Source organism: Micromonospora sp. NPDC050784 (assembly GCF_044456765.1).
Classification (GTDB): Bacteria; Actinomycetota; Actinomycetes; order Mycobacteriales; family Micromonosporaceae; genus Micromonospora; species Micromonospora foliorum.
Genome location: NZ_JBITGG010000016.1, coordinates 46,136 through 70,014, shown reverse-complemented (window position 1 = coordinate 70,014; position 23,879 = coordinate 46,136). Strand labels below are relative to the sequence as shown.

The following is a 23,879-nucleotide window of genomic DNA, read 5'->3' as shown; positions in this document are numbered from 1 at the left end:
TTCGACTGCTGGGCACCAAGTGATCATCGGATTCAGGCGGAGGCGGGCAGGCCATCCGGTCGGCGGACCAACGGCGGGCGGGGTATTGCGCGCACGGTGCCGCCCGGGCCGCCGACGCCAGCGGGCGCCCGGTTTGCGGCTGACCTCGCAGGCACCGTGCGGATCGACGTTGGGGGGCGGGTGTTGTCCCGGGGCGGGTGACCGCCCGTACTGCTCGGAGGCAGGGACGCCGCCGTGGCCCGGGTCGGCGCTACGTTCGCCGACGCCACGGCTCGGAGCCGGCGAGGGCCCGCCAAACGGTTGGTGTCGGGACTCGACACGGCTGGCCGGGCGGCCATCGTCGGGGTGGGGTTACGTCCCCGCAGCGCTGCCCGGCTGGGAGCGCCGCCCGGACCCAGCGCCGCGAAGACGGCGTCGAGCCGGCCGGCCCGAGCGCCAACGGTGTCGAGGCGCACGATCTCGGCGCTCCGCGCCGCCGAGCCGTCGACCGCCCCGGCGCGACCCGCCCCAGCGCGGCGGTCGGCCGGGTTGGCGTCCCGGTGCACGGTGTCGAGGTGCGGGACGCCGACGGCCCGGCGCTGGAAGAGGGCCCGCAGGGCGCGGGGCAACCGCTCGGCGGCGACCTGGCGCAGCGCGGGCGCGGCGAACGCGTACCCGTCGACGTGGTGGGGGAGCAGCAGCCCGGCGGCGACCAGCCCGCGCAGTGTGGGTGCGGACCGCCCGGGCGTCCAGCCGAGTGCCCGGTCCACCGCCGCGCCGGAGATCAGGCCGGCGAGGGTGCCGGCGGCCATCAGCACCGCCCGTCGCTCACCGTCGAGGTGGTCCAGTTCCGCGCCGACGGCCCGGCGTACCGCCTCGGGCAGCGGGAGCGCCGCCGGGTCGGCACCGTCCACGACCGCGGTGACGTACGCCGCCGCGTGCCCGGGGCGGCCTCCCACCAGTGGCAGCAGCCGGTCGACCAGGGTCACCGGCTGCCCGGCCCGGGTGAGTAGGTGGCGCAGCAGCCGTCCGGACTGCACGGTGGCCAGTGGTCCGATCGTCACCCGTCGGGCCGGACCGGGCCGGGTGTCGGCCCACTGCGGCTGGTGCACGGTGAGCAGGGCCAACGGCAGCCCGCGTTCCGTCGCCGCGCTGAACAGCGCGTGCAGGAACCGGCTCACCGCCGGTGCGGCCCGGTCCAGGTCGTCGACGGCCACGATCAGCGGCCGGTGGGCGGCCAGCCGCAGCAGGACCTCCCGGCAGATCGCCGCGCCGGCGAGGGCGGCGGCCGAGCCGTCCGGAGTGGTCAGCATCCGCTGGAGGGCCGGGACCGCGGTGGCCACCCTGGTCGGTGGGTACAGCGGCGTCAGGGCGGCGACGAGCCGGTCGTGGACCGCCGTGGGGCCGTCGCCGTGCCGGATCCCGGCGACGACGCGGAGCAGGTGCGCGACCGGCGCCAACACCTGATCGGGGTACGGCTGGCAGGCCGCCACGCACCAGCGGACCGACAGTCCGTCCACCGTGGTCAACCCACGGGTCAGCTCGTGCAGCAGCCGGCTGCGGCCACTGCCGGTGGGGCCGACCAGGGAGATCCAGCGCGGCGTCCGGTCCCGGATGGCCGAGACCAGCTGGTCGCGGATGGTGGCCAGTTCGCGGCGTCGACCGATCAACGGGCCGTCGTGTCGGTCCGCGCCGGGGCGTACCGGCCCTACGGCGTGCCAGACCGGCATCGGCGGCACCCGGCCGGCGACCGGCACCGGCGTCAGCTGGCGCTGGGTGATCAGGCCGGCGGTGGCGCGGGCGGTGGCGGCGCAGAGCGCGACGGCACCGGGTGCGGCGTACTCCTGCAGGCGGGCCGCGGTGGTGATCACCGCGCCGCTGGCCAGGCCGTGTCCGCCGGTGACGACGTCGCCCAGGTCGACCACGACCTCGCCGGTGGCGACCCCGACCCGGACGCGCAGCCTGGTGCCGCCGACCATGGGCCGCCGGTCTAGCGCGGCCTGGATCTCCAGCCCGGCGCGAACCGCCCGGTACGCGTCGAAGCCGTCGGAGTGCCGGGCGCCGAAGAGTGCCATCACGGCGTCGCCGATGTACTTCTCCACGACTCCCTGCCAGCGGTGCAGCACACCGGCGACGGTGTCGAAGTAGGCCCGCTGCAACGCTCGGACGTCCTCCGGGTCGAGCCGGTCCACCAGGGCCGTGGAGCCGACGATGTCCGCGAAGAGGACGGTGACGATGCGCCTCTCCTGGGGTACCGGCCAGAGCGGGGTGACGGTCCGTTGCGTGTCGACGATGATGCTGGTGGTCATGGGTGTCGCACCGGCCTTTCTTCCCGCTGTTGCCTGATCACCTCCGGAGGTTGGCATTCCTGGGCCGACGGGGGATCTGCCGAACGACGTATGTCGGCCACCTGCAACCTTTAGTCGCAAAGTCGACGCGAGGAGTACCACAAGCGGCCGGCGGCCGTAGAACGGTGTGGGGCCCTGTGATTAGGCTGCGTGGCATGGCCAGCGATGTGGACACCGCACCGCTCGTGGGCCGGGCCGAGCTGGTGCAGACGGTTCGGTCCGCGTTGCTCGGTGACGCCGCGCACGGGCAGACCGCAGCGGTCTTCCTGACCGGCGAGAGCGGTGTGGGAAAGACCCGGCTGTTGGGCGAGATCGGCGACCGCCTGCGGGAGCGGGGTGCCGTGGTGCTCACCGGCAGCTGCCTGGACATCGGTGACGCCTCCCCGCTGCACCCGCTGTTACAGGCGCTGCGCCGGTTCGACACCGAGGTCTCCGCCTCGCCCGGCCGCACCTCCTCGGCCGTACGAGGGCTGTTGCAGATGTTCGCCGACGAGACCGCCGGCCCGGACGGCGCGGGCGCGCTGCTGGAGCGGGTCTCCCGCGGCCTGCACCTGATCGCCGAGGGCCGCCCGCTGGTGCTGATCCTGGACGACCTCCAGTGGGTGGACCGCAGCACCCGGCAACTCCTGCTCTACCTGCTCGCCGGCCTGGGCGACCTCCAACTGTCGGTGCTGGCCGCGGTGCGTGCCGAGTCGTTGCAGGGCGCGCACCCGCTGCGCCGGGTGCTCACCGAGCTGCGTCGGCTCCGCACGGTGCGGGTACTCGACCTGGCGCCGCTGGGCCGGGCCGACACCGAGACGCTCGCCGCCGCGGTGGTCGGCCGGACGCTGACCGCCGACGCGGCCGAGCAGGTGTGGCAGCGCAGCGGTGGCAACCCGTTCGTCATCGAGGAACTGGCCCGGGATCTGCGTGATGGCCGCGACGGCCTGTCCGAGACGCTGCGGGAGATCTTCCTCGACCGGGTCGACGCGCTGCCGCAGCACGCGCACGCGGTGGTGCACGCGGTGGCCGCCGGTGTCGAGCCGGTGCAGCACTGGCTGTTGGCCGAGGTGCTGCGGATGCCGGAGGACGAGCTGATCGCCGCCGCCCGGGCCGCGGTGGCGCACCGCCTGCTGGTCGGCGCCGACGAGGGCTACCGGCTGCGGCACCGCCTGGTGGCCGAGGTGCTGGCGCACGAGCTGCTGCCGGCCGAGCGCTCCGGGCTGCACCGCCGCTACGCCGAGGCGCTGACCACGGCGCCGGGTGAGCTGCACCAGGCCCGGCTGGCGCACCACTGGCGACTGGCCGGCGAGCCGGCGCGCGCCCTGCCGGCGGCGGTGGCCGCCGCCCAGGAGGCCGAACGGCTGCACGGTTACGCCGAGGCGCACCGGCACTGGTCGGCGGCGTTGCAGTTGGCCGCCGAGCCGGGCCCACTCACGGCGGACCGGGTCGAGTTGCTGGAGAACGCCGCCGAGGCCGCCCACCACTGTGGGGAGCACGCCCGCGCGTTGGCCCTGCTGGAGGAGCTGGTCGCGCTGCGTGGTGGCGAGCCGAGCTGCGCGCTGCACATCCGCCGCGCCCGCTACCTGGCCGCCGCCGGTCGCTCCGCGCTGGCCGAGGAGGAATACCAGCGGGCGCTGAAGGCGGAGGACTGCTCCCCTCGGGACCGGGCGAGCGCGGCCGCCCGCCTGGCCGAGCTGCTGCTGCACCTGGGTCGGTACGCCGACGCCGGCGAGCGGGCCCGCGAGGCGCTGGCGTTGGCCGAGAACGTGGAGGGCTCGGCCACCGAGGTGGTGCTGGCCAGCTCGGCGCTGGGCTTCAGCGACGCCTGCCTGGAAGACCCGGATGCCGGGCTGGCGGTGATGCGCGACGCCCTCGAGACCGCCGAGCGTGCCGGCCAGCCCGAGGACGTGGCCTGCGCGTACCTGCACCTGGCGGAGCTGCTGACCGGGCCGCTGAACATCCTCGAAGAGGGTGTGGTGGTGGCCCGGCGGGGTGCTGAACGGGTGGCCGAGCTGGGCCTGGGCCGCACCTGGGGCACCCGGCTGTTGGCCATCGCCATCAACGGGTTGTTCCGGGTGGGCCAGTGGGCCGAGGCGGAGAAGGTGGTGGCCGCGGCCCTGCGACACCGACCGTCCGGTGCGGACGCCGTGGAGCTGCTGCTGGCCCGGTGCCGGCTGTCGGTGGGCTACGGCGACATCGAGGCCGCCGGTCGGGACCTCGACGCGGTGGCGACCCTGCTCGCCGGCGGCGGGGCGCGACACGTCATTCCGCTGCTCACCCTGCGCTCCGGACTGGCCATGTGGGAGGGCCGGCACGACGTGGCGCGGCAGGCGGTGCAGCGCGGGCTCACCGAGAGCCGCTCCGACGACGTGATGATCCTCTCCGCGCTGGTCTGGCACGGTCTGCGCGCCGAAGCTGAGGCGCACGCGAGCCGTACCGTGGAGGTGGACCCGACGGCGGTGCGCCGGCTGCGCGACGTCGCCGATCGGGTGGCCCGCAAGAGCGCCGGGGCCGCCCGGCCGGTGCGCTCGGTGGTGGAGGGCTTCCTGGCCCTGTGCGCCGCCGAGGTGAGCCGCCTCGACGGCAGCGTCCCGGAGCTGTGGGCCGTGTCGGCCGCCGAGTGGGACCGACGTCATCACCCCTACCCGGCGGCCTACTCCCGGCTGCGGCAGGCCGAGGCGCTGCTGGCTCGGCGCAGCCGGGTGGCCACCGCGGGCAAGCTCCTGCGGGAGGCGTACCGGGTCGCGCAGGGGTTGGGCGCGGTGCCGTTGACCTCGGAAATCCGCGAGCTGGCCGGGCGGGCCCGGGTGTCGCTGGACGAGCGCGACACCACCACCGGTACGCGCGGCGTCCCGGTCGACGCGTCCGACGACGAGTTGGCGGCGCTCACCGCCCGGGAGCGGGAAGTGCTCGCCCTGGTCGCGGAGGGGTTGACCAACAAGGAGATCGGGCAGCGGCTGTTCATCAGCGAACGGACCATCGGGGTGCACGTGTCGCACATCTTCGACAAGCTCCAGGTCCGTACCCGCGTGCAGGCCAGCGCGATCCAGTTGCGCAACCAACGGGCCTGACCCACCACTGCGTACGTATCCCGGCGCGTGTGCGCGCCGGGATACGTCGTTTTACTGATCCGGCGGGCGGGTGTCGGCTGAGAGGCTGGGCCGCGTCGACGACGGCACGGGGGATGCCGCCGACCACGATGGAGGAGAAATGATCGAACCGGTCTGGGGGCCCGTGCACCGGGACATCGTCGACCTGCTCGCCGACCACCCCGCGGACGTGCCGGCCGTGGTCGATCACCTGACCAAGCTCCAGGACATGCTGGTCCGGCTGCCTCCGTTGGAGGCCAGTTGTCCCCTCGCTGACTTCAACAAGCTCTACCTGACCATCACCAGCAGCGTGCTGGACGGGCTGTACGACGACCGCTTCGTCGACCCGGTCTTCCTCTCCCGGCTCGACGTCGAGTTCGCCGCCCGGTACTTCGACGCGATGCGGCTGTGGACCGACTCCAGCCCCGGCACCCCGAAGGCGTGGTCGTGCCTCTTCGAGCGGATGCGGGGGCCGGACGCCCGTCCGCTGCCCTCGGCGGCGGCCGGGGTGAACGCCCACATCAACTTCGACCTGCCGTTCGCCCTGGTGACCACGTTCGACCACCTGGAGTCGGAGCCGGTCGACGGCAGCGACCAGCACCACGACTACCTCGAGATCAACAACATCTTCGCGGACAAGATCCCCGGCCTGCGTCGTGGCTATCTGGAGCGGTGGCAGCTGCTCATCGACATGCTCAACGGCGACATCGACGACTGGTACCAGGGGGAACTGGTCGAGTACACGCGCGATGTCGCCTGGCGTAACGCGCAGAAGATCTGGCGGTGCCGGCACGATCCGGACGCCCGCGAGTGTGAGCGCACACGGTTGGACGACAACGCCGCGGCGCTCGGCCGGCTGCTGCTCTCGCCCCTCGGGGCGTTCCTGCAGTAGCCGGGACGGGGGGCCCCCGCGCTCCGCCCCGTGGGGGGCGGCGGAGCGCGGGGGCGCGTCCCACCAGTTCCACCCCGCATGGCCGCCCGAGGTCGGGTCGGCCACGTCGGGGGACAGCCGGTCGGCGCGGGGGGTGTCGACCGTCTGCCACCGTCGGCCGGCCCGGGGGGTGCCGGCCGACGGTGGGGGAGCGCCGGGCGAGGGTCGCGTTGACGGCGTGCGGATCCGAGGGTGTCGGCCGGCCCGGATCGGGTACGCCCGCGCCATGACCGTCCTGGCCCGGCGTCGGCCCGCCGCCCGCCCCCGACCCGCGCGGCCCGGCCCTCTGCGGCCGGGTGGACCGGTGTCCCGACCCACCGCTCGGCCCGGCGCCCGATGACCGGCGCCGCGACGCGGTTTCCGTTCCGCTTCGATCCGCTCTTCCGCCCGGTGCTGGCACTGCTGGGGGTCCGTCCGGCGACGGCCTGGGTCGCCGTCACCGAGCGGGACCTGATGATCCGGTATGGGCCGTGGCGGCTGCGGACCGACCGGGCCAACGTCACCGCCGTCGAGCTGAGCGGACCGTACCGCTGGTGGCGGGCGATCGGCCCGCACCTGTCGCTGGCCGACGGCGGCGCGACCTTCGGCAGCAGTGCGGCCGGCGGGATCTGCCTGCGCTTCGGCGTCCCGGTGCCGGCGCTGGTGCCCGGGGGACGGCCCCGGCACCCGGCGGCCACGGTGACCGTCGCCGACCCACCCGCGCTGGCCCGGCTGCTCGCCGTCGCGGACCTGTCCTGAGCAGGCCGAACAGGTGCCCGGTTCCGGCAACCCGGCGCCGGGGCACCGCCTACCGTCGGATCAGGACCTGTGAGGGTGGGACTGGCGATGGGTGACGAGCACCGGGCGAGACCACGACGCTGGAGCGGACGCCGCCACGCGCCGACCGGGCCGGACCCGGCACTGCGGGCGGCCCGCGATCCGGCCCGCCCGCACCCGGGCGGCCGGCAGGGGGTCGTGGTGCCCGAGCGCGTGCCCACCCCGGCCCGCTCGGCGCCTCCGGCCAGCCCGCTGCGCCGGTGGCTCTTCCAACATCAGGTGCAGCCGCCCGGCCCGGAGGCCACCGAGGGGCAGAACCGTCGGCACGCCTGGTGGCAGGTGATGTGCCTGACCGGGGTGGACTACTTCTCCACGCTGTCGTACCTGCCGGGCATCGCGGCGGTGGCTGCCGGTGCGCTCTCCCCGCTGGCGACCCTGTTGATCGTGGTGCTCACCCTGTTCGGCATGCTGCCGATGTATCGGCGGGTGGCCCACGAGAGCCCGCACGGTCAGGGTTCGGTGGCGATGTTGGAGCGGTTGTTGCCGTTCTGGCGGGGCAAGATCTTCGTCCTCGTGCTGCTCGGTTTCGTGGCCACCTCCTGGATCATCACGATCACCCTCTCCTCGGCCGACGCCACCGTGCACCTGTTGGAGAACCCGTACCTGCCGGACGCCCTGCACGGGTCCCTGGTGCCGGTCGTGGTGACGGTGGTGCTGCTGCTCATCCTCGGCGGGGTGTTCCTGCTCGGGTTCCGCGAGGCGGTGGTGGTGGCCATCCCGCTGGTCGCGGTCTTCCTGGTGCTCAACGCGGTGATCGTCGTGGTCGCGGTGGCCCGGATTGTCGAGGACCCGGGCATTGTGTCGAACTGGACGGCCGCGGTGACCTCGACCGGCGGCGGGCCGGGCCACGTGCTGCTCACCGCCGTGTTGGCGTTCCCGCTGCTGGTGCTGGGGTTGTCCGGGTTCGAGACCGGGGTGAGCATGATGCCCCTGGTCGCGGCCGAGGGCCCGGACAAGCAGGCCCGGCTCGCCGCCCGGATCCGCAACACGCGGCGGCTGCTCACCACCGCCGCGCTGATCATGTCGGTGTACCTGATCTTGACGACCTTCGTGACCACGGCGCTCATCCCGAAGGAGGAGTTCCGACCGGGCGGCGGGGCCAACGGGCGGGCGCTGGCGTTCCTGGCGCACACCTACCTGGGTGAGGTGTTCGGCAGCGTCTACGACGTGAGCAGCGTGCTCATCCTCTGGTTCGCCGGCGCCTCGGCGATGGCCGGGTTGATCAACATCGTGCCGCGCTACCTGCCGTCGTACGGCATGGCACCGGAGTGGGCACGGGCGGTACGCCCCGTGGTGATCGTCTACACCGTGGTCAGCGTCGCCATCACGATCGCCTTCCGCGCCGACGTCAACGCTCAGGCCGGGGCGTACGCCACCGGCATCCTGGCGATGATGGTCTCCGGGGCGGTGGCGGTGACGATCTCGGCGGCCCGTCACCACCGGCGTGGCTCTGCGATCGGCTTCACCGTGCTGACCCTGGTGCTGCTGTACGCGCTGCTGGAGAACGTCATCGAGCAGCCGGACGGGATCACCATCTCCGCCCTGTTCATCCTCGGCATCATCGTGGTCTCGTTGGTCTCCCGGGTCACCCGGACCACCGAGCTGCGCGCCGAGCGGATCGAGTTCGACGAGGCGGCCCGTCGGTTCATCACCGAGTCGCTGGCGCACGACGGGCAGCTGCACCTGATCGCGAACAAGCGGCAGACGGGGTCGGTGAAGGAGTACACGCTCAAGGAGCGGGCGCAGCGCGGGATGAATCCGGTGCCGGGGGCCGCGGACGTGTTGTTCCTGGAGATCGAGGTGGTCGATCCGTCGGAGTTCAGTCAGGTGCTGCGGGTGCACGGGATCGAGGTGGGCGGCTTCCGGGTGCTGCGGGCCAACAGCCCGGCCGCGCCCAACGCGATCGCCGCGATCCTGCTGGCCCTGCGGGACGCCACCGGGGTCCGGCCGCACGCGCACTTCGAGTGGTCGGAGGGGAGCCCGATCGCGCACCTGGCGCGCTACCTCATCCTTGGTCGGGGGGACACCCCGCCGGTGGTGCGGGAGATCATTCGCCGGACCGAACGGGACCCGCTGCGTCGGCCCGGCATCCACGTCGGCGGGTGACGTCGATGTCGATCTGGCAGCTTTGAAGATGAAAGAGGGCACTATTCACGTTCACGCCTTCCTGTCCGTATTACGGACTTATCGTGACGTTTGGTAGTCGGCGAACACGTCGAGCGCCCCGCGCCCGAATCGACGCGCGGTCACGTCACGTACGCAGGAAGGTAGGCACCGTTGATGTCCACGTACCGAGAGGGAGACCGCGCGACCCGACCCAGACGGCGGTCCCGATGGTTCTTAGCCAGCGGCTTGCTGGCGGGGAGCCTGGTCGTGGGAGCGGCCGGAGCGGCCGCGGCCGCCGACCGCGCCCTCGCCCTCCCCGGTCTGGCCCGGCTGACCCCAGCGGCCGCCGACGACCGACGCGACGGCGACCGGGCGCCGCAGCACGGCGAGGACGGTGCCGAGCGCCCGACCACCCCGGGCACCGGCAAGCGGGGGGTGGTGTCGGTGCCGTGCGACGCCGCGAAGCTGGTGGCGGCGCTGGTCACGGCCAACGCCGAGGGTGGCGGCGAACTCCGGCTGGCGCCGAAGTGCCGTTACACCTTGACCGAGGCGTTCCACGAGACCGACCAGTACGACGGCGGAATCCGGGACGCCCGGGAGGCCGCCGACGCGGCGGAGACCCCCGGCGACGCCGATGCGCCTCCGCACAACCCGGCAGACGACACCGCCGGCCTGCCGGTGATCTACCAGGCCATCACGATCGACGGCGCGGGCGCCACCATCGCCCGGGACGCGCAGGCCGCCCCGTTCCGCTTCTTCACCGTTCGCGACGGCGGCGAGCTGACCCTGCGCGACATGGAACTGCACAACGGCCGCTCGGCCATCGAGGGTGGCAGCGTGCACGTGGTGCACGGCGCCACCGCCGTGGTGGAACGGGTCACCGTCACCCAGAGCACGTCGCTGTCTCCCGAGGGTGGCGGCGGCGGCATCTTCAACGACGGCAACATGGTGGTCACCGACTCCACGTTCGTCGGCAACAGCGCTTCCGGCGCCGCGGGCAAGGGCGGGGGCCTGCTCAACGGTGGCGTACTGACACTGAAGCGCTCCGAGTTCCACCGCAACAGCGCCAACGGGTACGGCGGCGGACTCGGCAACTACCGTGGCGCGGCCGACGTGGAGAGCGTCTCCTTCACCCAGAACAGCGCCGGTCAGGGTGGTGGGCTGGCCAGCTTCTCCGCTCGGACGAAGGTCTCCGACACCGAGCTGCTGAACAACACCGCGCAGGTCGGCGGCGGTGCCGCCAACTCCGATGCGGTGCTGGTGATGCGCACGATGACCATCCGGGGCAACACGTCCACCGTCAACGGCGGCGGCGTCTCGACCGTGAAGGGCCTGACGCCGATCGACGACAGCCTGGTCGAGGGCAACACCACCCACGGTCTCGGGGCCGGCATCTACGCCGAGAAGGCGAACCTGCTGGTCCGCGGCAGCGATGTGACGCGTAACGAGGCCGTCGGCGCCGCGTCCCAGGGCGGCGGCATCTACGCCAACGCCGGCTCGGTGGCGATCTACACCAGCAAGGTCACCCACAACGCGTCGACGGTGAAGCCCGGCGGCATCTTCGGCATGCACGCCCAGGTCAAGATCGACGATGAGAGCGTGGTGGTCGAGAACGAGCCGACCAACTGCGAGGGTAGCCAGGTGCCGATCGCGCACTGCTTCCGCTGAGTGTCGACCCGCGCACCCATTCCGAGCGCACCGCCCGTCCGGACGATCGTCCAGGCGGGCGGTTCGCTGCCCCAAGGGCTGGCGTCAACCCACCGCGCGCAGCCGGTCGGCGAGGTCGCTGGCGAAGAAGTCGAGGAAGCCGTCCGGGTCGGGGCCGGCGTTCTGCAGGACGATGTGGTCGAAGCCGGCCTCGACGTACGACCGGACCTTGGCGACGTGCGGTTCCGGGTCCGGGCCGATGGCGAAGAGTTGCCGGATGTGCTTCTCCTCGACGTGCGCGCTGGCCGCGTCGAAGTTGACCGGGTTGGGCAGCTCGCTCATCACCTTCCAGCCGGTGACCAACCACCGGCTCGTCTGCAACACCGCCTGCACCGCCTGTTGCTCGTCGGTGGCCCAGGCCAGTGGCACCTCGGCGTAGCGCGGGCCCGAACCCTTGGCGCGGCGGTAGTGCTCGACGATCGACGCGTCCGGCTCGGTGGCGAACAGGCCGTCGCCCAACTCGGCGGCGAGCCGCGCCGACGCCTCACCGCTGGCCGCCACCGCGATCACGGGCAGGGTCTCCGGCAGGTCGAAGACCCGGGCGTCCTCCAGTTGCAGGTGCCGTCCCTCGTACGACTGGTAGCCGCCCTGCCAGAGCAGCCGAATGATCTCCAGCGCCTCGCGTAGTCGCTCGTGTCGGCCCCGCACGCTGGGAAACCCCTGCCCGACCACGTGTTCGTTGAGCCGCTCGCCAGCGCCCACCCCGAGGGTGAACCGGCCGTCGGAGATCAGCGCCATGGTCGCCGCGGCCTGCGCGATGATCGCCGGGTGGTAGCGGACGGTCGGGCAGGTGACACCGGTTGCCAGGCGCAGGGTGCTGGTCTTGGCCGCGATGGCGCCGAGCACGCTCCAGGTGAAGGACGAGTGCCCCTGTGCGTCCAGCCACGGGTGGAAGTGGTCGCTCATCTCGACGAAGTCGAAGCCGGCCCGCTCGGCCAGGACGGCCTGTCGGATGATCTCCTGCGGACCGTACCCCTCGGAGGCCAACTTGTAGCCGATCTGCATGCCACGCTCCCGACTTCATCCGCCGACTGACGCCCGACCGGTTCCCGGCTGCGGCACCGACAAACGCCGCCACCGCCTGCAAACCAGCCTCCTAGGACGCCGTAGGCGGTGTGACGGTGCCCATGCGCAGCCGCCTCGAACAGGTCCGAACACACCGCTGACCAGGCCGGAAACCCAGGTGTCCGTTCGGAACAGGGTTCAGCCCTTCCCGGGCCCAGCGTGGGGCCACGACACTTCGTGGCATCCGGAACGTCCAGACGACGGCCGGGAGGGGGAGGCCCAGGACCGGCGTCCACGTCGCGCTGGCCGACGAGTGGCGGGCCCGACGGATACCCATCAGTGCCGGCGCCCGGACAGGTCGCGGCAGAGCCGACAGGGAGTTGACCGATGACCAACAGACTGTTCCGCCGTGCCGCCGCCGTGGTCGCGGCAGTCGTGCTCGGGGGAGGCGTAGCCCTCGCCGCCGCGTCACCGGCCCAGGCCGCGACCACCTGCAAGCACGGCGAAAACACCGTCGCCAGCCCGACCGGTGGAGCGGGAGCCACCGCGGCGGCAAGCATCTGCATCGACAGCACCGGCCACGCCTGGATCGACTGGTACGACTACAGCTACGTCAAGGACCGGAAGGCCGACGGTTACGCCGCCCGCGCGTACGTCTACTGGGCGACCCGGTACACCGGTGCGATCGCCGTCGACGACACCTCCACCTCCCAGGCCACCCTGCTGAGCTGGGAGTCCAGCGGCGGCACCCAGTACCGCTGGACGGAGGTCTGGGTCTGTCTGGGCTTCGCCCACCCCGACGACGGCAGCGGTCGCTGCGCCCTGGTCGTCTACCACACCTGACCAGCCCTACCGAAACGCACCGGCCCGTGCCCCTGAGTCAGGGGCACGGGCCGGCGGGCGTCTGTCCTACTTGGAGGGCTCGGGCAGCTTGCAGTCGACCTTCGGGTTGGCGCCGATGTAGTTCAACGGCCCGGCCACGATCGTGACCAGGATGGTGCCGGCCTCGGCGCAGTTGGTGTCGTCGCCGCTGTAATAACCGCGCTGGCCACCGGCGATGGCGCCGATCACCAACCAGATCACGACGATGACTCCGAGAATCGAGGTGCCGCGCATCGCTGCCTCCTGAGGTATGTGGTGGATCTGAGGTGCAGGCGTTGTACCCAATCGGGTCGCGCGGCTAACGGTGGCGCGCCGCGACCCCGGCGGGATCCTCCGTCCGGCCGATGCCGTCCGCCGTTGCGTACCGCCTGGGCATCCGCCGCCCGCACCGGGTAGTGCCTGTCGGCTATCGGATCCGCGACCGACCTCGCCGTCACACGGGTGGGTGGACGTAGAACTGCCTCACGGCCCCGCCGAGGAGGACTCATGGACGCCCCGACACCGCCCCTCTACATCGACCGCCCCGAAGACGTCGCGGTCGCGGCCCGCGCGCTGGCTGGCGGCGCGATCGTCGCGGCGGCGTTCGCCAACTTCTACGTCATCGTCACGCGTCCGGACGCAGCCACCGTACGGCGGGTCAACCTGGCCAAGGGGCGACCCGTCCACCAGGTCGGCAGCATCACCACCGCGATCGGCCGGATCCCGGGGATGTTCGACTGGACGCGGATCTCGCCGCGGCTGCCGGTCGGTCGGGTGCGGGCGCTGATGGACGCCCTCTACGGGGCCGGGCCGTTCGGCTTCCGTGGGCCGGCGGCCGACCGGCTCCCCGACCACCTCACCCAGGTCGACCAGGGGATGCGCACCACCCAGGTGATCGCGCCGGGCCTGACCTGCCCGTCCAATGCCCTCTTCGAGCGGGCGCTCGCCGAGACCGGAGGCGATCACCTCTACATCACCTCGGCGAACCGGTCCCGGCATCTCACCGGCGCGGCGGAGGAACCGGCGCACTGGAAGGCGGGCGCCCTCGCCGCCGACTTCGCCCACCTCGACGATCTGGTGGTGCTCGCCCACCGGGACGAGGCGGCGGCCCGCGCCGCGTACCCGGGCTACCTCACCACGTCGGTCACCCTGCTCTCGTTCCACGCGCCGGAAGGCGACCTGGAAGAACCGCCGGTGCTCACCGTGGACCGGCACGGCTCGCTGCACCTGGACGACGTCCGGCGCGCGGCCGCGCCGCTCGGCCTCCAGGTGCGCCTGGCCGGCAGCGCCCAGCAACGGTTGCAGGTCCGGGGGTACGCCGGGGCACTGGTGTGAGCGGCTTCCGCGTCGGGCTGGTCGTGCCCAGTTCCAACACCACCATGGAAACCGAGATCCCGGCGATGTTGCGCCGACGCGAGACCGTCGACCCGACGGTCCGCTTCACCACCCACGCCAGCCGGGTACGGCTTCGCCAGGTGACCCCCGACGAGTTGGCCCGGATGAACCGCTCCGCCCTGCGGTGTGCCGCCGAGTTGGCCGACGCCCGCTGCGACGTGCTCGCGTACGCCTGCCTGGTGGCGGTGATGTGCGAGGGCGCGGGCGCGCACGAGCGGGCCGAGCGGCGGTTGGGCCGCGCGGCCGGTCGCGCCGGGCACGACATGCCGGTGGTGACCAGTGCCGGGGCGTTGGTCGCCGGGCTGCGGGCGCTGGGTGCCCGCCGGGTGGCCCTGATCGCGCCGTACCTGCCGCCGTTGACCGCGACCGTCGCCGCCTATCTCGCCGCGTACGGGGTGCAGGTGACCGATGCGGTGAGCCTCGGCGAGCCGGACAACGTGGCGGTGGGGCGCATCCCCGCGACGCGCCTGGTCGAGCTGGCCGATCGGCTGGACGTGACCGACGTGGACGCGGTGGTCCTCTCCGCCTGCGTGCAGCTGCCGTCGTTGGCGGCGGTGCCGCAGGTGGAGGCTCGTCTCGGTCGTCCGGTGCTCACCGCGGCGACCGCGACCGTGCATCAACTGCTCACCGGTCTGGGTGTCGAGCCGTACGTGCCGGACGCCGGCCGGCTGTTGGCCGGGACGGCCCCCTGACCCGCCGGTGCCGGTTCAGTGCGGTGGGCGGGGGACCTCCGGCGGCTTGCCGTAACTGCGCCGAAAGTCCGCGTACGCCACGCCGGCCAGCACCAGGAGGGCACCGAGGGAGGCGAACACCGGCGGTAGGTACAGCGTGGCGGGCGCGATGGTGAGCAGTGCCAGCACCCCGCCGGGGCGGGACCACGACACCCGGCTGAACACCTCGTACTCGAAGGAGGCCCGTCCGGCCAGGAAGAGTGCCGGGCCGCCGAGGATCACCGCCGCCCAGGCCGGTGGCGTCCGTCCGCTCGGTTCGTGCAGCACGAGGTCGAACCCGGAGGCCGTGGTCACGACCCCGGCGACCATCAGCAGGTGGGTGTACGGCGCGGTGAACAGGAACTTGCCCGGCGACCCCGAGCCCTTGATGGCCATCGGTAGCAGCTGACCGGACTTGTGCACGTAGATCCGCCAGAGCAGCAGCGTGGTCAGGAACGCCACCGCGAACGCGCCGATGTTCTCCGTTTCGCTGTGCTGCGAACTGAACATGGTGCCGATGGTCAGGATCGCGTCGCCGAGGGCGATGATGAAGAACTGCTGGTAACGCTCGGAGAGGTGCTCCGCCGTCACGTTGCGCTGGGGCTCCGGCACCACCCCGAGCCCGGGCACCGGGTACGCGAGCCGGAACCCGACGTAGTCGGTGGCGAGCGCGATGGTCCAGCACAGCAGCCGGGCGTCGTCGCTGACGAATGCGCCGATGAGCCACGGGATCGCCGACACCGTGAACCAGACGAAGATGCGTGCCGCGCGACGCTGGGTCTGCGGCTCGCGGCGTACCGCCGGCATCAGGAACAGCCCGCGCCCCAGGTGGATCGCCACGTAGGTGCCGGCGAAGACGAGCCCACGGTCGTCGAACGCCTCCGGGATCGCCGTGGTCATCAGCAGCGCGCCGAACATCACGGCGCTGATCAGCAGCTTGATCTCGGCGCGTTCCGGGTTGTACAGGTCGGTGACCAGCGTGGTGATCACCCACGTCCACCAGACGGCCGCCAGCATGATCAGTGCCTGGCCGGCCCGGTGCCAGTCGAGCTGCTGGATCATTCCCCGTGAGATGAGCGCGAGCGCGACCACGTAGACCAGATCGAAGAAGAGTTCGAGGAGGGTGACCCGGCGCGGCCCCTCCGGGTCGCGCACCGGCGGACCGCTGGCTCGCGGCGATCCGGGCTCCGGCGCGGCGAGGTGCACGGGTTACTCCTGCGGAACCGCTCGACTCGACGGACCTGTCCGGTCCACCTCAACGGACGGTAACGAGCGGGCGAGCGCAGGATCGCGCGTTCGCCCGCTCGTCCCCCGACCGGGGTGTGTCGGGGTGGTTAGCCCGCTTGCGGGGAGGTCGAGGGGATCTCGCCGCCGCGGGGGGCGGCGAGGGCGTCGACCAGGCGACGGGCCGAGCCGGCCAGGTTCCATCGTTGGGCGAGCTCCAGCAGCCGGTCCGGGTCGGCCGGTGCGCTCGGCAGCGCGGTGGGCAGCTCCGGCAGGGGTACGTCCAGGGCGACCCGGACCACCGTCGGCGCGACGTCCAGGTAGTCGCGTGCCGCGGCCAGCTTGGCGCGCAGGCCCGGTGCGAAGGACGAGTCGGAGTCGTCGAGCGCGGCCAGGATGCCGGCGATGCTGCCGTAGCGCTCGATCAGTCGGGCGGCGGTCTTCTCGCCGACGCCGGCCACCCCGGGCAACCCGTCACTCGGGTCGCCGCGCAGCGCGGCGAAATCGGCGTACCGGTCGGCCGGCACGCCGTAGCGGGCCCGCACGGCGGCGTCGTCGCAGTCGTCGAGCTTGGCGACGCCGCGCCCGACGTAGAGCAGCCGGACCGGTCGGGAGTCGTCGACGAGTTGGAACAGGTCCCGGTCGCCGGAGACCACCTCGACCGGGCCCGGTTGGGTCACCGAGAGGGTGCCGAGCACGTCGTCGGCCTCGTAGCCGGTCGCGCCGACCGCGGTGATGCCCACCGCGGTCAGCACCTCCAGGATCATCGGCACCTGTGGGGAGAGGGTGTCCGGGACGATCTCGCCGCCCTGCGGGGCGACCCGGTGCGCCTTGTACGACGGCAGCAGGTCGACCCGCCACGCCGGGCGCCAGTCGTAGTCCAGTGCGCAGATCATCCGGTCGGCGCCCCGCACCCGGATCAGGGTGGCGAGCATGTCGAGGAAGCCGCGCACCGCGTTGACCGGGGTGCCGTCCTCGGCCTTGGCGGCGGACTCCGGAATGCCGAAGTAGGCGCGGAAGTAGAGGCTGGCTGCGTCGATCAGCAGGATCGGGGGTCGGTGTGCCACGCCGGACAGCCTGGCACAACCGTCCGACGATCTGGCGTACGCCCGGCCGCCGGTGGTGTCAGCGTCGCTCGTCGGGCCGGTAGACGGTCTCCCGGCGGGCCAGGTGCTGCACGACGTAGCTGGTCACCAGCAGCAGGATCGCGACCACCACCTCGACCCAGGCCGCGACGCCGTCGGCGACGGTGACGCCGATGATCAGCAGGACCAGGCCGACGAGGGCGAGGACCCCGGCCCACAGTTGGCGGCGACGGCGGGTCGCCGCCCGGCTCGCCTGGTTCGCTGCCACGTCGGTCCTCCCGGTCGGGCCGTCCGCGCGGGCGGCCCAGTCCCAGGCTAGGGGCCGCGGGGACGCGCCGGGCCGGTAAACGACCGTGCGGGCTGGTCGCCGCGCGGCGCAGACTGCTTGGCCGTGCGGTCACCGATTACCGAAACCGACCGTTGACGCAGCGGGGCGGCTCGGCTGGTCGCCCTGGTCGTGGTCGGTGAGGTCGCGCAGGTGCCGGATGGGGGAGAGCAGCAGCACCAGCGGCGCGCCGACCAGTGTCGCCGCGAAGACGAACAGGGTGGCGCGGGCGCCCAGCGGCCCGGCCAACGCGCCGGCGACCAGGCCGCCTACCGGGATCGCACCCCAGGAGACGAACCGCACGGTCGCCATGACCCGGGAGAGCAGGTCGGGTGGGCTGGCGATCTGCCGGTAGGTCCGGGTGGTCACGCTGAGCACCACCGTCCCGAGGGAGAAGACGATGCTGCCGAGGGCGAAGGCGGCGTACGCCAGCCACCCGGTGCCCCAGGGGATCAGGAACGCACCGACGACCGTGGTGAATCCGGCGGCGACCAGCGCGCGGGCGGTGCCGATCCGTGTGGTGATCCGGGTGGTGAGCGCCGCCCCGACCAGCGCGCCGACCCCCTCGACGGCGAGCAGGACCCCGACCAGGCCGATCGGGGCGTGCAGCTCGCGGACCAGATAGAGCGGGAACAGCGCGAACTGCGCGCCGCAGACGAAGTTCATCGCCGTCGCGGCCCACATGCTGGGCCCCATCACCGGGTGGTACGCGACGTAGCGCCAGCCCGCACGGATCAGCTCACCGATCGGCGGCCACCGGTCCGGCGCGTCGACGCGGGTGGCGGGCAGGGTGCGCAGCAGGGCCGCCGAGACCAGGTAGCTGGCCGAGTCGACGAGCAGTGTGGGCACCGCGCCGAGTGCCTGCACGGCGAGCCCACCGAGGGACGGGCCGCTGAGCTGGGTGGCGGCATGGGTGGCCGAGGTGAGGCTGTTGCGGGACTGCAACTGCTCCCGTTCGACGATGCTGGGCAGGAACGTCGAGTTGGCCACGTCGAAGAGCACGTTGGCGAAGCTGACCACAAGCGCGGTGACGACCAGGTGGGCGACGGTGAGGTGACCCCACCACCAGGCGAGTGGGATGGAGGCCACGGCAACGGCGCGGGCCAGGTCGGCGCCCACCTGGGCGCCGCGCAGCGGCAGGCGCTGCACGATGACGCCGGCGGGCAGCCCGATCACGATCCAGGCGACGTAGCTGGCGGCGGCGATCACGCCGAGCTGGAGCGGGGAGGCGTCCAGGACGGTGAGCGCGGTCAGCGGCAGGGCTACCGCGCCGACCGCCGACCCGACCATGCTGGTCGTGCCGGCGGTCCACCAGCGCCAGAACACTCCGGCCCGTTCGTCGACGTGCATGTCGTCGTCCCCCGTTCGCCGAGCCAGTCCGTTCCATACTGGAACGGACTATAGTCGGAGCGGGAGCAACGGAGGTAGCGGGTGCGGCGAGACGATCTTGCCGATGCGGACTGCGGCATTGCGCAGGCGCTCGGCGTGCTGGGGGACTGGTGGACCTTCCTCATCGTGCGTGACGTCGCCGGCGGGACGACCCGCTTCGACGCGCTGCAACGCGAGTTGGGGGTCAGCCGGCGGGCGCTGACCGAACGCCTCGGCGCGCTGGTCGAGCACGGTGTGTTGGAGCGCCGGCCGTACTCACGACACCCCCCGCGCTACGACTACCTGCTCACCCCCAGGGGCGAGGGCCTCCTGCCGGTGCTGATCGCGCTACAGGATTGGGGAACGAGGCATCTCATGGGTAACGGTGAGCTGACCGCGACGGCCGACGCCGAGTCTGCCGAGGCGCGCCGTGCGCACGACCTGGTCGGCCGGCGGTTGCCCGAGGTCGTCCTGCCCGCCGCCGACGGGCAGCCGGTCGCGGTGGCCGCGACAGGGGCGTGGACCGTCCTCTACCTGTTCCCCGGGGCGTACGCGCCGGGGACGCACGGCTACCCGCCCGGCTGGGCGGAGATTCCCGGCGCCCGGGGGTGCACCCTGGAGTCGACCACCTACGCCAAGCGTCATCCGGACTTCCTGGCCGCCGGTGTCCGGGTGTACGGCATCAGCACCCAGCGGCCCGACCAGCTCGCCGACTTCGCCACGTACGCCGACCTGCCGTTTCCGCTGCTGTCCGATGAGGACGGTCGGCTGGGGGCGGGGCTGCTGCTGCCGGTGTTCCGCGCGGGTGGGGTGAGCCGGTTCAAGCGGCTGACGCTGCTGGTCGACCCGACGGCGGTGGTGCGGGCCGTGCAGTTCCCGGTCACCGACCCGGCCGCCTCGGTGCAGGAGATGCTCACCCTGGTCGGTGAGCACGCCGGGGCCCCCGGCTGACGCCTTCGCGTCGACCGGGGACCCTGCGAGCCGGCTGGTCCGGGGCCCTACGGGCCGTTGACCGGGGTCGTGCGGACGAGGCGTCAGGCCGGGAGCGTCCAGCGCTGGTTGGCGCCGGCGAAGCAGTCCCAGATCTGCAGCCGGGTGCCGTCGGCGGAGCTGTTGTCGCTGGCGTCGAGGCACTTGTTCGACTGCGGGTTGCGCAGCGTGCCGTTGGACTGCGCCTGCCAGACCTGCGCGCCGCTGCCGTTGCAGTCCCAGAGTTGGACCTTCGCGCCGTTGGCGGTGGAGCCACTGGTGATGTCGGCGCACTTGCCGAGGGCGCGCAGCGTGCTGTCGCTGGCCACGGTCCAGGTCTGCGCGTTGCTGCCGTTGCAGCCCCAGAGCTGGATGGCGGTGCCGTTGGCGGTGCTGGCCGAGGCCACGTCGACGCACTTGCCGGCGATCCCGGTGATCTGGCCGGTACGGCCGGTCGGCGGCGGGGTGGTGCCGCCCATGATCGTGTCGTACATGGCGCTGAGCAGTGAGGTCGAGCCGGTGGTGTCCTGCGACAGCTCCCAGTTCATCACGCCGCCGGCGTTGGCCAGCGCCCACTGCGTCTTACGCTTGACCGTCGGGATGCCGTTCCAGCACTGCTGGCTGCCGCCGATGGTGGCGCAGTCCCGGTTGGCGTTCGCCGGGTCCAGTCCGACGATGTACGAGTAGTTGTAGTAGACGGGGCGGCTGTAGAACGGGATGCCGAGGACGGCCTTGCTGGCCGGCAGCCCGCGGGCCTTCCACAGGTTGATGCTGTTGATCGACCAGTCGTAGTTGGCGTGTGGGCTGCCGCCGTCGTACGCCATGATGTTGAGCCAGTCGACCTGGTTGAACACGGCCGTCTGCACGCCGTCGACGGAGTAGCCCTCGGAGACCACGGCGGCGGTGAGCAGTTTGCCGCGACTGTGCAGGGCGCTGCTGAGCTGCGTCATGAGCGCCGTGTAGTTGGTGGCCGAGGCGCCCGGGTCGGGGTACTCCCAGTCCATGTCGACGCCGTCGAGGTTGTACTGGTTGACGAAGTTGACCAGGTTGTTGACGAAGTTGGTGCGGCTGGTGGCGTTGGCGGCCAGCGCCTCGAAGGCCGAGTCGTTGCCGTCGTTCCAGCCGCCGACGGCGATGGAGACCTTGACGTTGTTGGCGTGCCCCTGCGAGACCAGCGAGGAGAGCCGGGCTCCGTCCACCCCCTGCAGGGTGCCGTTGCTGTTGGGCAGGACGAAGGCGTAGTTGATGTGGGTGAGCTTGTTGTACTGGATGGTGTTGATGTTGCCGGCCCAGGAGGGCATGTAGCCGACGCTCTTGAAGTTGTTGGGCAGCACCACGGCCTGCGCGGCGGTGGGAATGACGGTGAGGGTGGCGCCGGCCGTGGCCAGCGCGAGCAGGCCGGCGGCGAGGGCGCGGCGCAGTGGTGAGGACATCGGGGGCCTTCCCGTGGGCGGGGGACGACACCCGCCCGCGCAGGGTTGTCGCGGGCGGGGGGTGCGGGGGGACGCAGGGACGGGTGGGCCTCGAGGCAGCCAAATCTTAAAGAGTGTTAACTGTCCGAGTCAATCAACGCCGATGGATTTCCGGCCACCAGGTGTCAATAGGGGGTTTGCCCAAACGACCGTTAAGCTGACGGGGTGGGAATCGACGAGCTGTACCCGCCGGATCGGCTGATCGCCGCGCAGCGCGCCACGGCCGCCGCCGGCCTGGACGCCCTGCTGCTCACCCCCGGCTCCGACCTGCGGTACCTGACCGGGTACGACGCCCACGCGGGGGAGCGGCTGACCTGCCTGGTGCTGCCCGCCGAGGGTGAGCCGACCCTCGTCGTGCCCCGCCTCGAACGCCCGGCCGCCGAGGCGTCCCCCGCGCCGGCGACCGGCGTACGCATCGTCGACCACGTCGACGGCTCCGACCCGTACCCCCTGGTGGCCGCCGCCCTCGACGGCCCGGTCGCGGCGGTCGGGCTCGCCGACCGGATGTGGGCCGAGCAGGTCCTCGGCCTGCGCGCGGCGCTGCCCGACGCCGCGCAACGGCTCGCCGGGGAGGTGCTGCGCGAGTTGCGGATCCGCAAGTCCCCGGCGGAGGTCGCGGCGCTCGCCGAGGCCGGCGCGGCGATCGACGAGGTGCACCTGCGGATGGGCGAGTGGCTGCGCCCCGGTCGCACCGAGGCCGAGGTCGGCACCGACATCGCCGCGGCGATCCGCGCCGCCGGGCACATCACCGTCGACTTCGTCATCGTGGCGGCCGGGCCCAACGCGGCCAGCCCGCACCACGGCACCTCCGACCGTCCGATCGGCGTCGGCGAGCCGGTGGTGGTCGACATCGGCGGCACGATGGCGTCGGGCTACCGCTCGGACTGCACCCGCACCTACCTGGCGGGCGGCCCGGCGCCGGCCGACTTCCTGGACTACTACGCGGTGCTGCGCGACGCCCAGCGCGCCGCCGTCGAGGCGGTGCGACCTGGGATCACCGCCGCGGCGGCCGACGCCGCGGCCCGGGCGCCGATCTCCGCCGCCGGCTACGGTCCCGCCTTCCTGCACCGCACCGGCCACGGCATCGGTCTCGACGGGCACGAGGAGCCGTACCTGGTGGCCGGCAACGACCGACCCCTCGAGGCCGGCATGGCGTTCTCCATCGAACCGGGCATCTACCTGGCGGGCCGGCACGGCGCCCGCATCGAGGACATCGTCGTCTGCACAACGGACGGCGTGCAACGGCTCAACACCACCCCCACGGAGCTCATCGCGCTATGACTGTCGACCGGATCCTCCCCACCGACGAGGCCCACGACCTGCTGGGTCTCGCCACCGAGCTCGCCGACCGCGAGCTCGCGCCGAAGGCCGCGGCCTTCGAGGAACGCGCCGAGTTCCCCCGCGAGGTGCTGCGGACGCTGGGCCGGGCCGGCCTGCTCGGCCTGCCCTACCCCGAGGAGTACGGCGGCGCGGCGCAGCCGTACGAGGTGTACCTGCAGGTGCTGGAGATCCTGGCCAGCCGGTGGCTCGCGGTGGCCGAGGCGGTCAGCGTGCACACGCTGTCCTGCTACCCGGTGGCGGCGTTCGGCAGCGACGAGCAGCGCAAACTGCTGCCGGACATGCTCGGTGGCGAGTTGCTGGGCGCGTACTGCCTGTCCGAGCCGCAGGGTGGCTCGGACGCGGCGGCGCTGACCACCCGGGCGGACCGGGACGGCGACGCGTACCTGGTCTCCGGCACCAAGGCGTGGATCACCCACGCCCGGACGGCCGACTTCTACAACGTCTTCTGCCGCACCGGAGGGCCCGGCCCGAAGGGCATCTCCTGCCTGCTCGCCGACGCGGGTACGGCCGGCATCACCCCGCAGGCGGCCGAGCGGACGATGGGGCTGCGCGCCTCGCCGGTGGCGCAGATCGCCTTCGACGAGGCGCGGGTGCCGGCCGACCGGTTGATCGGCGGCGAGGGGATGGGCTTCACCATCGCGATGTCCGCCCTGGACTCCGGCCGACTGGGCATCGCGGCGTGCGCGGTCGGGCTGGCCCAGGCCGCCCTGGACTACGCGGTCTCCTACGCCCGGGAACGGCAGCAGTTCGGGCGCTCGATCATCGACTTCCAGGGGCTGGGGTTCCTCCTCGCCGACGCGGCCACCCAGGTCTCCGCCGCCCGCGCGCTGACCCTGGCGGCGGCCCGGCTGCGCGACGCCGGCCGCCCGTACGCGATCGAGGCGGCCAAGGCGAAGCTCTTCGCCACCGACATGGCGATGCGGGTGACCACCGACGCGGTGCAGGTGCTCGGCGGCGCCGGTTACGTGGCCGACCACCCGGTGGAGCGGTACATGCGTGAGGCGAAGGTGTTGCAGATCGTGGAGGGCACCAACCAGATCCAGCGGATGGTGATCTCCCGGGCGCTGGCCAAGGACTGACAAGGGCGCGTGCGGCTGCGGTGGGTCCACCGCAGCCGCGCCGACCGCGCGGTGCGGGAGTACCTCGTCGCTGTCGCGCCGTTTTCC

The 23,879-nt window shown here is 72.7% G+C and carries 19 protein-coding genes; 11 read left to right on the top strand and 8 right to left on the bottom strand.

The features are described from left to right. Positions 1-32: 32 nt before the first annotated feature. Positions 33-2,288 carry an adenylate/guanylate cyclase domain-containing protein gene (locus ACIBD9_RS21810; RefSeq protein ID WP_396720216.1) on the bottom strand — a complete coding sequence of 752 codons (2,256 nt, stop codon included), beginning with the start codon at positions 2,286-2,288 and terminating at the stop codon, positions 33-35. A 194-nt stretch (positions 2,289-2,482) separates the two neighbouring features. Here ACIBD9_RS21810 and ACIBD9_RS21805 point away from each other — a divergent pair, with 194 nt between their 5' ends. The 5 genes from ACIBD9_RS21805 (at position 2,483) to ACIBD9_RS21785 (ending at position 10,919) form a co-directional block, all read left to right on the top strand. Continuing rightward, positions 2,483-5,380: an AAA family ATPase gene (locus ACIBD9_RS21805; RefSeq protein WP_396720214.1), complete on the top strand. Its 2,898-nt coding sequence runs from the start codon at positions 2,483-2,485 to the stop codon at positions 5,378-5,380. A 139-nt stretch (positions 5,381-5,519) separates the two neighbouring features. After that, positions 5,520-6,290, top strand: coding sequence for a DUF5995 family protein (locus ACIBD9_RS21800; protein WP_210785763.1), 771 nt, complete (start codon positions 5,520-5,522; stop codon positions 6,288-6,290). A gap of 375 nt (positions 6,291-6,665) precedes the next feature. Next, positions 6,666-7,067: a hypothetical protein gene (locus tag ACIBD9_RS21795; protein ID WP_396720212.1), complete on the top strand. Its 402-nt coding sequence runs from the start codon at positions 6,666-6,668 to the stop codon at positions 7,065-7,067. Between the two features lie 87 nt (positions 7,068-7,154). Further along, entirely contained in the window at positions 7,155-9,251 is a 2,097-nt protein-coding gene (locus ACIBD9_RS21790; protein WP_396720412.1) for an amino acid transporter, read from the top strand. Between the two features lie 174 nt (positions 9,252-9,425). Next, complete coding sequence (locus ACIBD9_RS21785; RefSeq protein WP_396720210.1) at positions 9,426-10,919, top strand: hypothetical protein; 1,494 nt, start codon at positions 9,426-9,428, stop codon at positions 10,917-10,919. An 84-nt stretch (positions 10,920-11,003) separates the two neighbouring features. On the opposite strand, the gene ACIBD9_RS21780 is transcribed toward ACIBD9_RS21785, so the two are convergent. Further along, entirely contained in the window at positions 11,004-11,963 is a 960-nt protein-coding gene (locus tag ACIBD9_RS21780; RefSeq protein ID WP_396720208.1) for a TIGR03557 family F420-dependent LLM class oxidoreductase, read from the bottom strand. Between the two features lie 387 nt (positions 11,964-12,350). On the opposite strand from ACIBD9_RS21780, the gene ACIBD9_RS21775 reads away from it, so the two are divergent. After that, complete coding sequence (locus ACIBD9_RS21775) at positions 12,351-12,806, top strand: hypothetical protein (RefSeq protein WP_396720206.1); 456 nt, start codon at positions 12,351-12,353, stop codon at positions 12,804-12,806. A 66-nt stretch (positions 12,807-12,872) separates the two neighbouring features. Here the strand turns inward: ACIBD9_RS21775 and ACIBD9_RS21770 are convergent, their stop codons facing one another. Then, complete coding sequence (locus ACIBD9_RS21770; protein WP_007460667.1) at positions 12,873-13,079, bottom strand: hypothetical protein; 207 nt, start codon at positions 13,077-13,079, stop codon at positions 12,873-12,875. Positions 13,080-13,331: 252 nt separating this feature from the next. Here ACIBD9_RS21770 and ACIBD9_RS21765 point away from each other — a divergent pair, with 252 nt between their 5' ends. Continuing rightward, complete coding sequence (locus ACIBD9_RS21765; RefSeq protein ID WP_396720204.1) at positions 13,332-14,159, top strand: hypothetical protein; 828 nt, start codon at positions 13,332-13,334, stop codon at positions 14,157-14,159. Beyond that, positions 14,156-14,911, top strand: coding sequence for an Asp/Glu racemase (locus ACIBD9_RS21760; protein WP_396720202.1), 756 nt, complete (start codon positions 14,156-14,158; stop codon positions 14,909-14,911). Before ACIBD9_RS21765 ends, ACIBD9_RS21760 begins: the two co-directional genes overlap by 4 nt. Before the next feature lie 15 nt (positions 14,912-14,926). Here ACIBD9_RS21760 and ACIBD9_RS21755 read toward each other — a convergent pair whose 3' ends face one another. The 4 genes from ACIBD9_RS21755 to ACIBD9_RS21740 form a co-directional block, all read right to left on the bottom strand. After that, complete coding sequence (locus ACIBD9_RS21755; protein WP_396720200.1) at positions 14,927-16,135, bottom strand: low temperature requirement protein A; 1,209 nt, start codon at positions 16,133-16,135, stop codon at positions 14,927-14,929. Positions 16,136-16,263: 128 nt separating this feature from the next. Then, entirely contained in the window at positions 16,264-17,220 is a 957-nt protein-coding gene (locus tag ACIBD9_RS21750) for a 5'-3' exonuclease H3TH domain-containing protein (RefSeq protein ID WP_396720198.1), read from the bottom strand. A gap of 58 nt (positions 17,221-17,278) precedes the next feature. After that, the gene (locus ACIBD9_RS21745; protein ID WP_396720196.1) at positions 17,279-17,506 is read right to left on the bottom strand and encodes a hypothetical protein; all 228 of its coding nucleotides are present in this window, start codon (positions 17,504-17,506) and stop codon (positions 17,279-17,281) included. 129 nt (positions 17,507-17,635) lie between these two features. Next, the gene (locus ACIBD9_RS21740) at positions 17,636-18,913 is read right to left on the bottom strand and encodes an MFS transporter (RefSeq protein WP_396720194.1); all 1,278 of its coding nucleotides are present in this window, start codon (positions 18,911-18,913) and stop codon (positions 17,636-17,638) included. An 81-nt stretch (positions 18,914-18,994) separates the two neighbouring features. Between ACIBD9_RS21740 and ACIBD9_RS21735 the strand changes: the two genes are divergently transcribed. Continuing rightward, positions 18,995-19,882 carry a winged helix-turn-helix transcriptional regulator gene (locus tag ACIBD9_RS21735; RefSeq protein ID WP_396720192.1) on the top strand — a complete coding sequence of 296 codons (888 nt, stop codon included), beginning with the start codon at positions 18,995-18,997 and terminating at the stop codon, positions 19,880-19,882. Positions 19,883-19,965: 83 nt separating this feature from the next. On the opposite strand, the gene ACIBD9_RS21730 is transcribed toward ACIBD9_RS21735, so the two are convergent. After that, positions 19,966-21,333, bottom strand: coding sequence for a glycosyl hydrolase family 18 protein (locus ACIBD9_RS21730; RefSeq protein WP_396720190.1), 1,368 nt, complete (start codon positions 21,331-21,333; stop codon positions 19,966-19,968). A 204-nt stretch (positions 21,334-21,537) separates the two neighbouring features. Here ACIBD9_RS21730 and ACIBD9_RS21725 point away from each other — a divergent pair, with 204 nt between their 5' ends. Both ACIBD9_RS21725 and ACIBD9_RS21720 read left to right on the top strand, forming a co-directional pair. Beyond that, positions 21,538-22,653 carry a M24 family metallopeptidase gene (locus tag ACIBD9_RS21725; RefSeq protein WP_396720188.1) on the top strand — a complete coding sequence of 372 codons (1,116 nt, stop codon included), beginning with the start codon at positions 21,538-21,540 and terminating at the stop codon, positions 22,651-22,653. After that, a complete protein-coding gene (locus ACIBD9_RS21720) occupies positions 22,650-23,792 on the top strand; it encodes an acyl-CoA dehydrogenase family protein (RefSeq protein WP_396720186.1) in 1,143 nt (380 codons plus the stop codon). Before ACIBD9_RS21725 ends, ACIBD9_RS21720 begins: the two co-directional genes overlap by 4 nt. The last annotated feature ends 87 nt before the right edge of the window (positions 23,793-23,879 follow it).

Excerpts from the sequence above, each read along its gene's own strand:
- ACIBD9_RS21810 (WP_396720216.1), bottom strand. The coding sequence starts at position 2,288 with ATGACCACCAGCATCATCGTCGACACGCAACGGACCGTCACCCCGCTC.
- ACIBD9_RS21805 (WP_396720214.1), top strand. The coding sequence starts at position 2,483 with ATGGCCAGCGATGTGGACACCGCACCGCTCGTGGGCCGGGCCGAGCTG.
- ACIBD9_RS21800 (WP_210785763.1), top strand. The coding sequence starts at position 5,520 with ATGATCGAACCGGTCTGGGGGCCCGTGCACCGGGACATCGTCGACCTG.
- ACIBD9_RS21795 (WP_396720212.1), top strand. The coding sequence starts at position 6,666 with ATGACCGGCGCCGCGACGCGGTTTCCGTTCCGCTTCGATCCGCTCTTC.
- ACIBD9_RS21790 (WP_396720412.1), top strand. The coding sequence starts at position 7,155 with ATGGGTGACGAGCACCGGGCGAGACCACGACGCTGGAGCGGACGCCGC.
- ACIBD9_RS21785 (WP_396720210.1), top strand. The coding sequence starts at position 9,426 with ATGTCCACGTACCGAGAGGGAGACCGCGCGACCCGACCCAGACGGCGG.
- ACIBD9_RS21780 (WP_396720208.1), bottom strand. The coding sequence starts at position 11,963 with ATGCAGATCGGCTACAAGTTGGCCTCCGAGGGGTACGGTCCGCAGGAG.
- ACIBD9_RS21775 (WP_396720206.1), top strand. The coding sequence starts at position 12,351 with ATGACCAACAGACTGTTCCGCCGTGCCGCCGCCGTGGTCGCGGCAGTC.
- ACIBD9_RS21770 (WP_007460667.1), bottom strand. The coding sequence starts at position 13,079 with ATGCGCGGCACCTCGATTCTCGGAGTCATCGTCGTGATCTGGTTGGTG.
- ACIBD9_RS21765 (WP_396720204.1), top strand. The coding sequence starts at position 13,332 with ATGGACGCCCCGACACCGCCCCTCTACATCGACCGCCCCGAAGACGTC.
- ACIBD9_RS21740 (WP_396720194.1), bottom strand. The coding sequence starts at position 18,913 with ATGCACGTCGACGAACGGGCCGGAGTGTTCTGGCGCTGGTGGACCGCC.
- ACIBD9_RS21730 (WP_396720190.1), bottom strand. The coding sequence starts at position 21,333 with ATGTCCTCACCACTGCGCCGCGCCCTCGCCGCCGGCCTGCTCGCGCTG.
- ACIBD9_RS21720 (WP_396720186.1), top strand. The coding sequence starts at position 22,650 with ATGACTGTCGACCGGATCCTCCCCACCGACGAGGCCCACGACCTGCTG.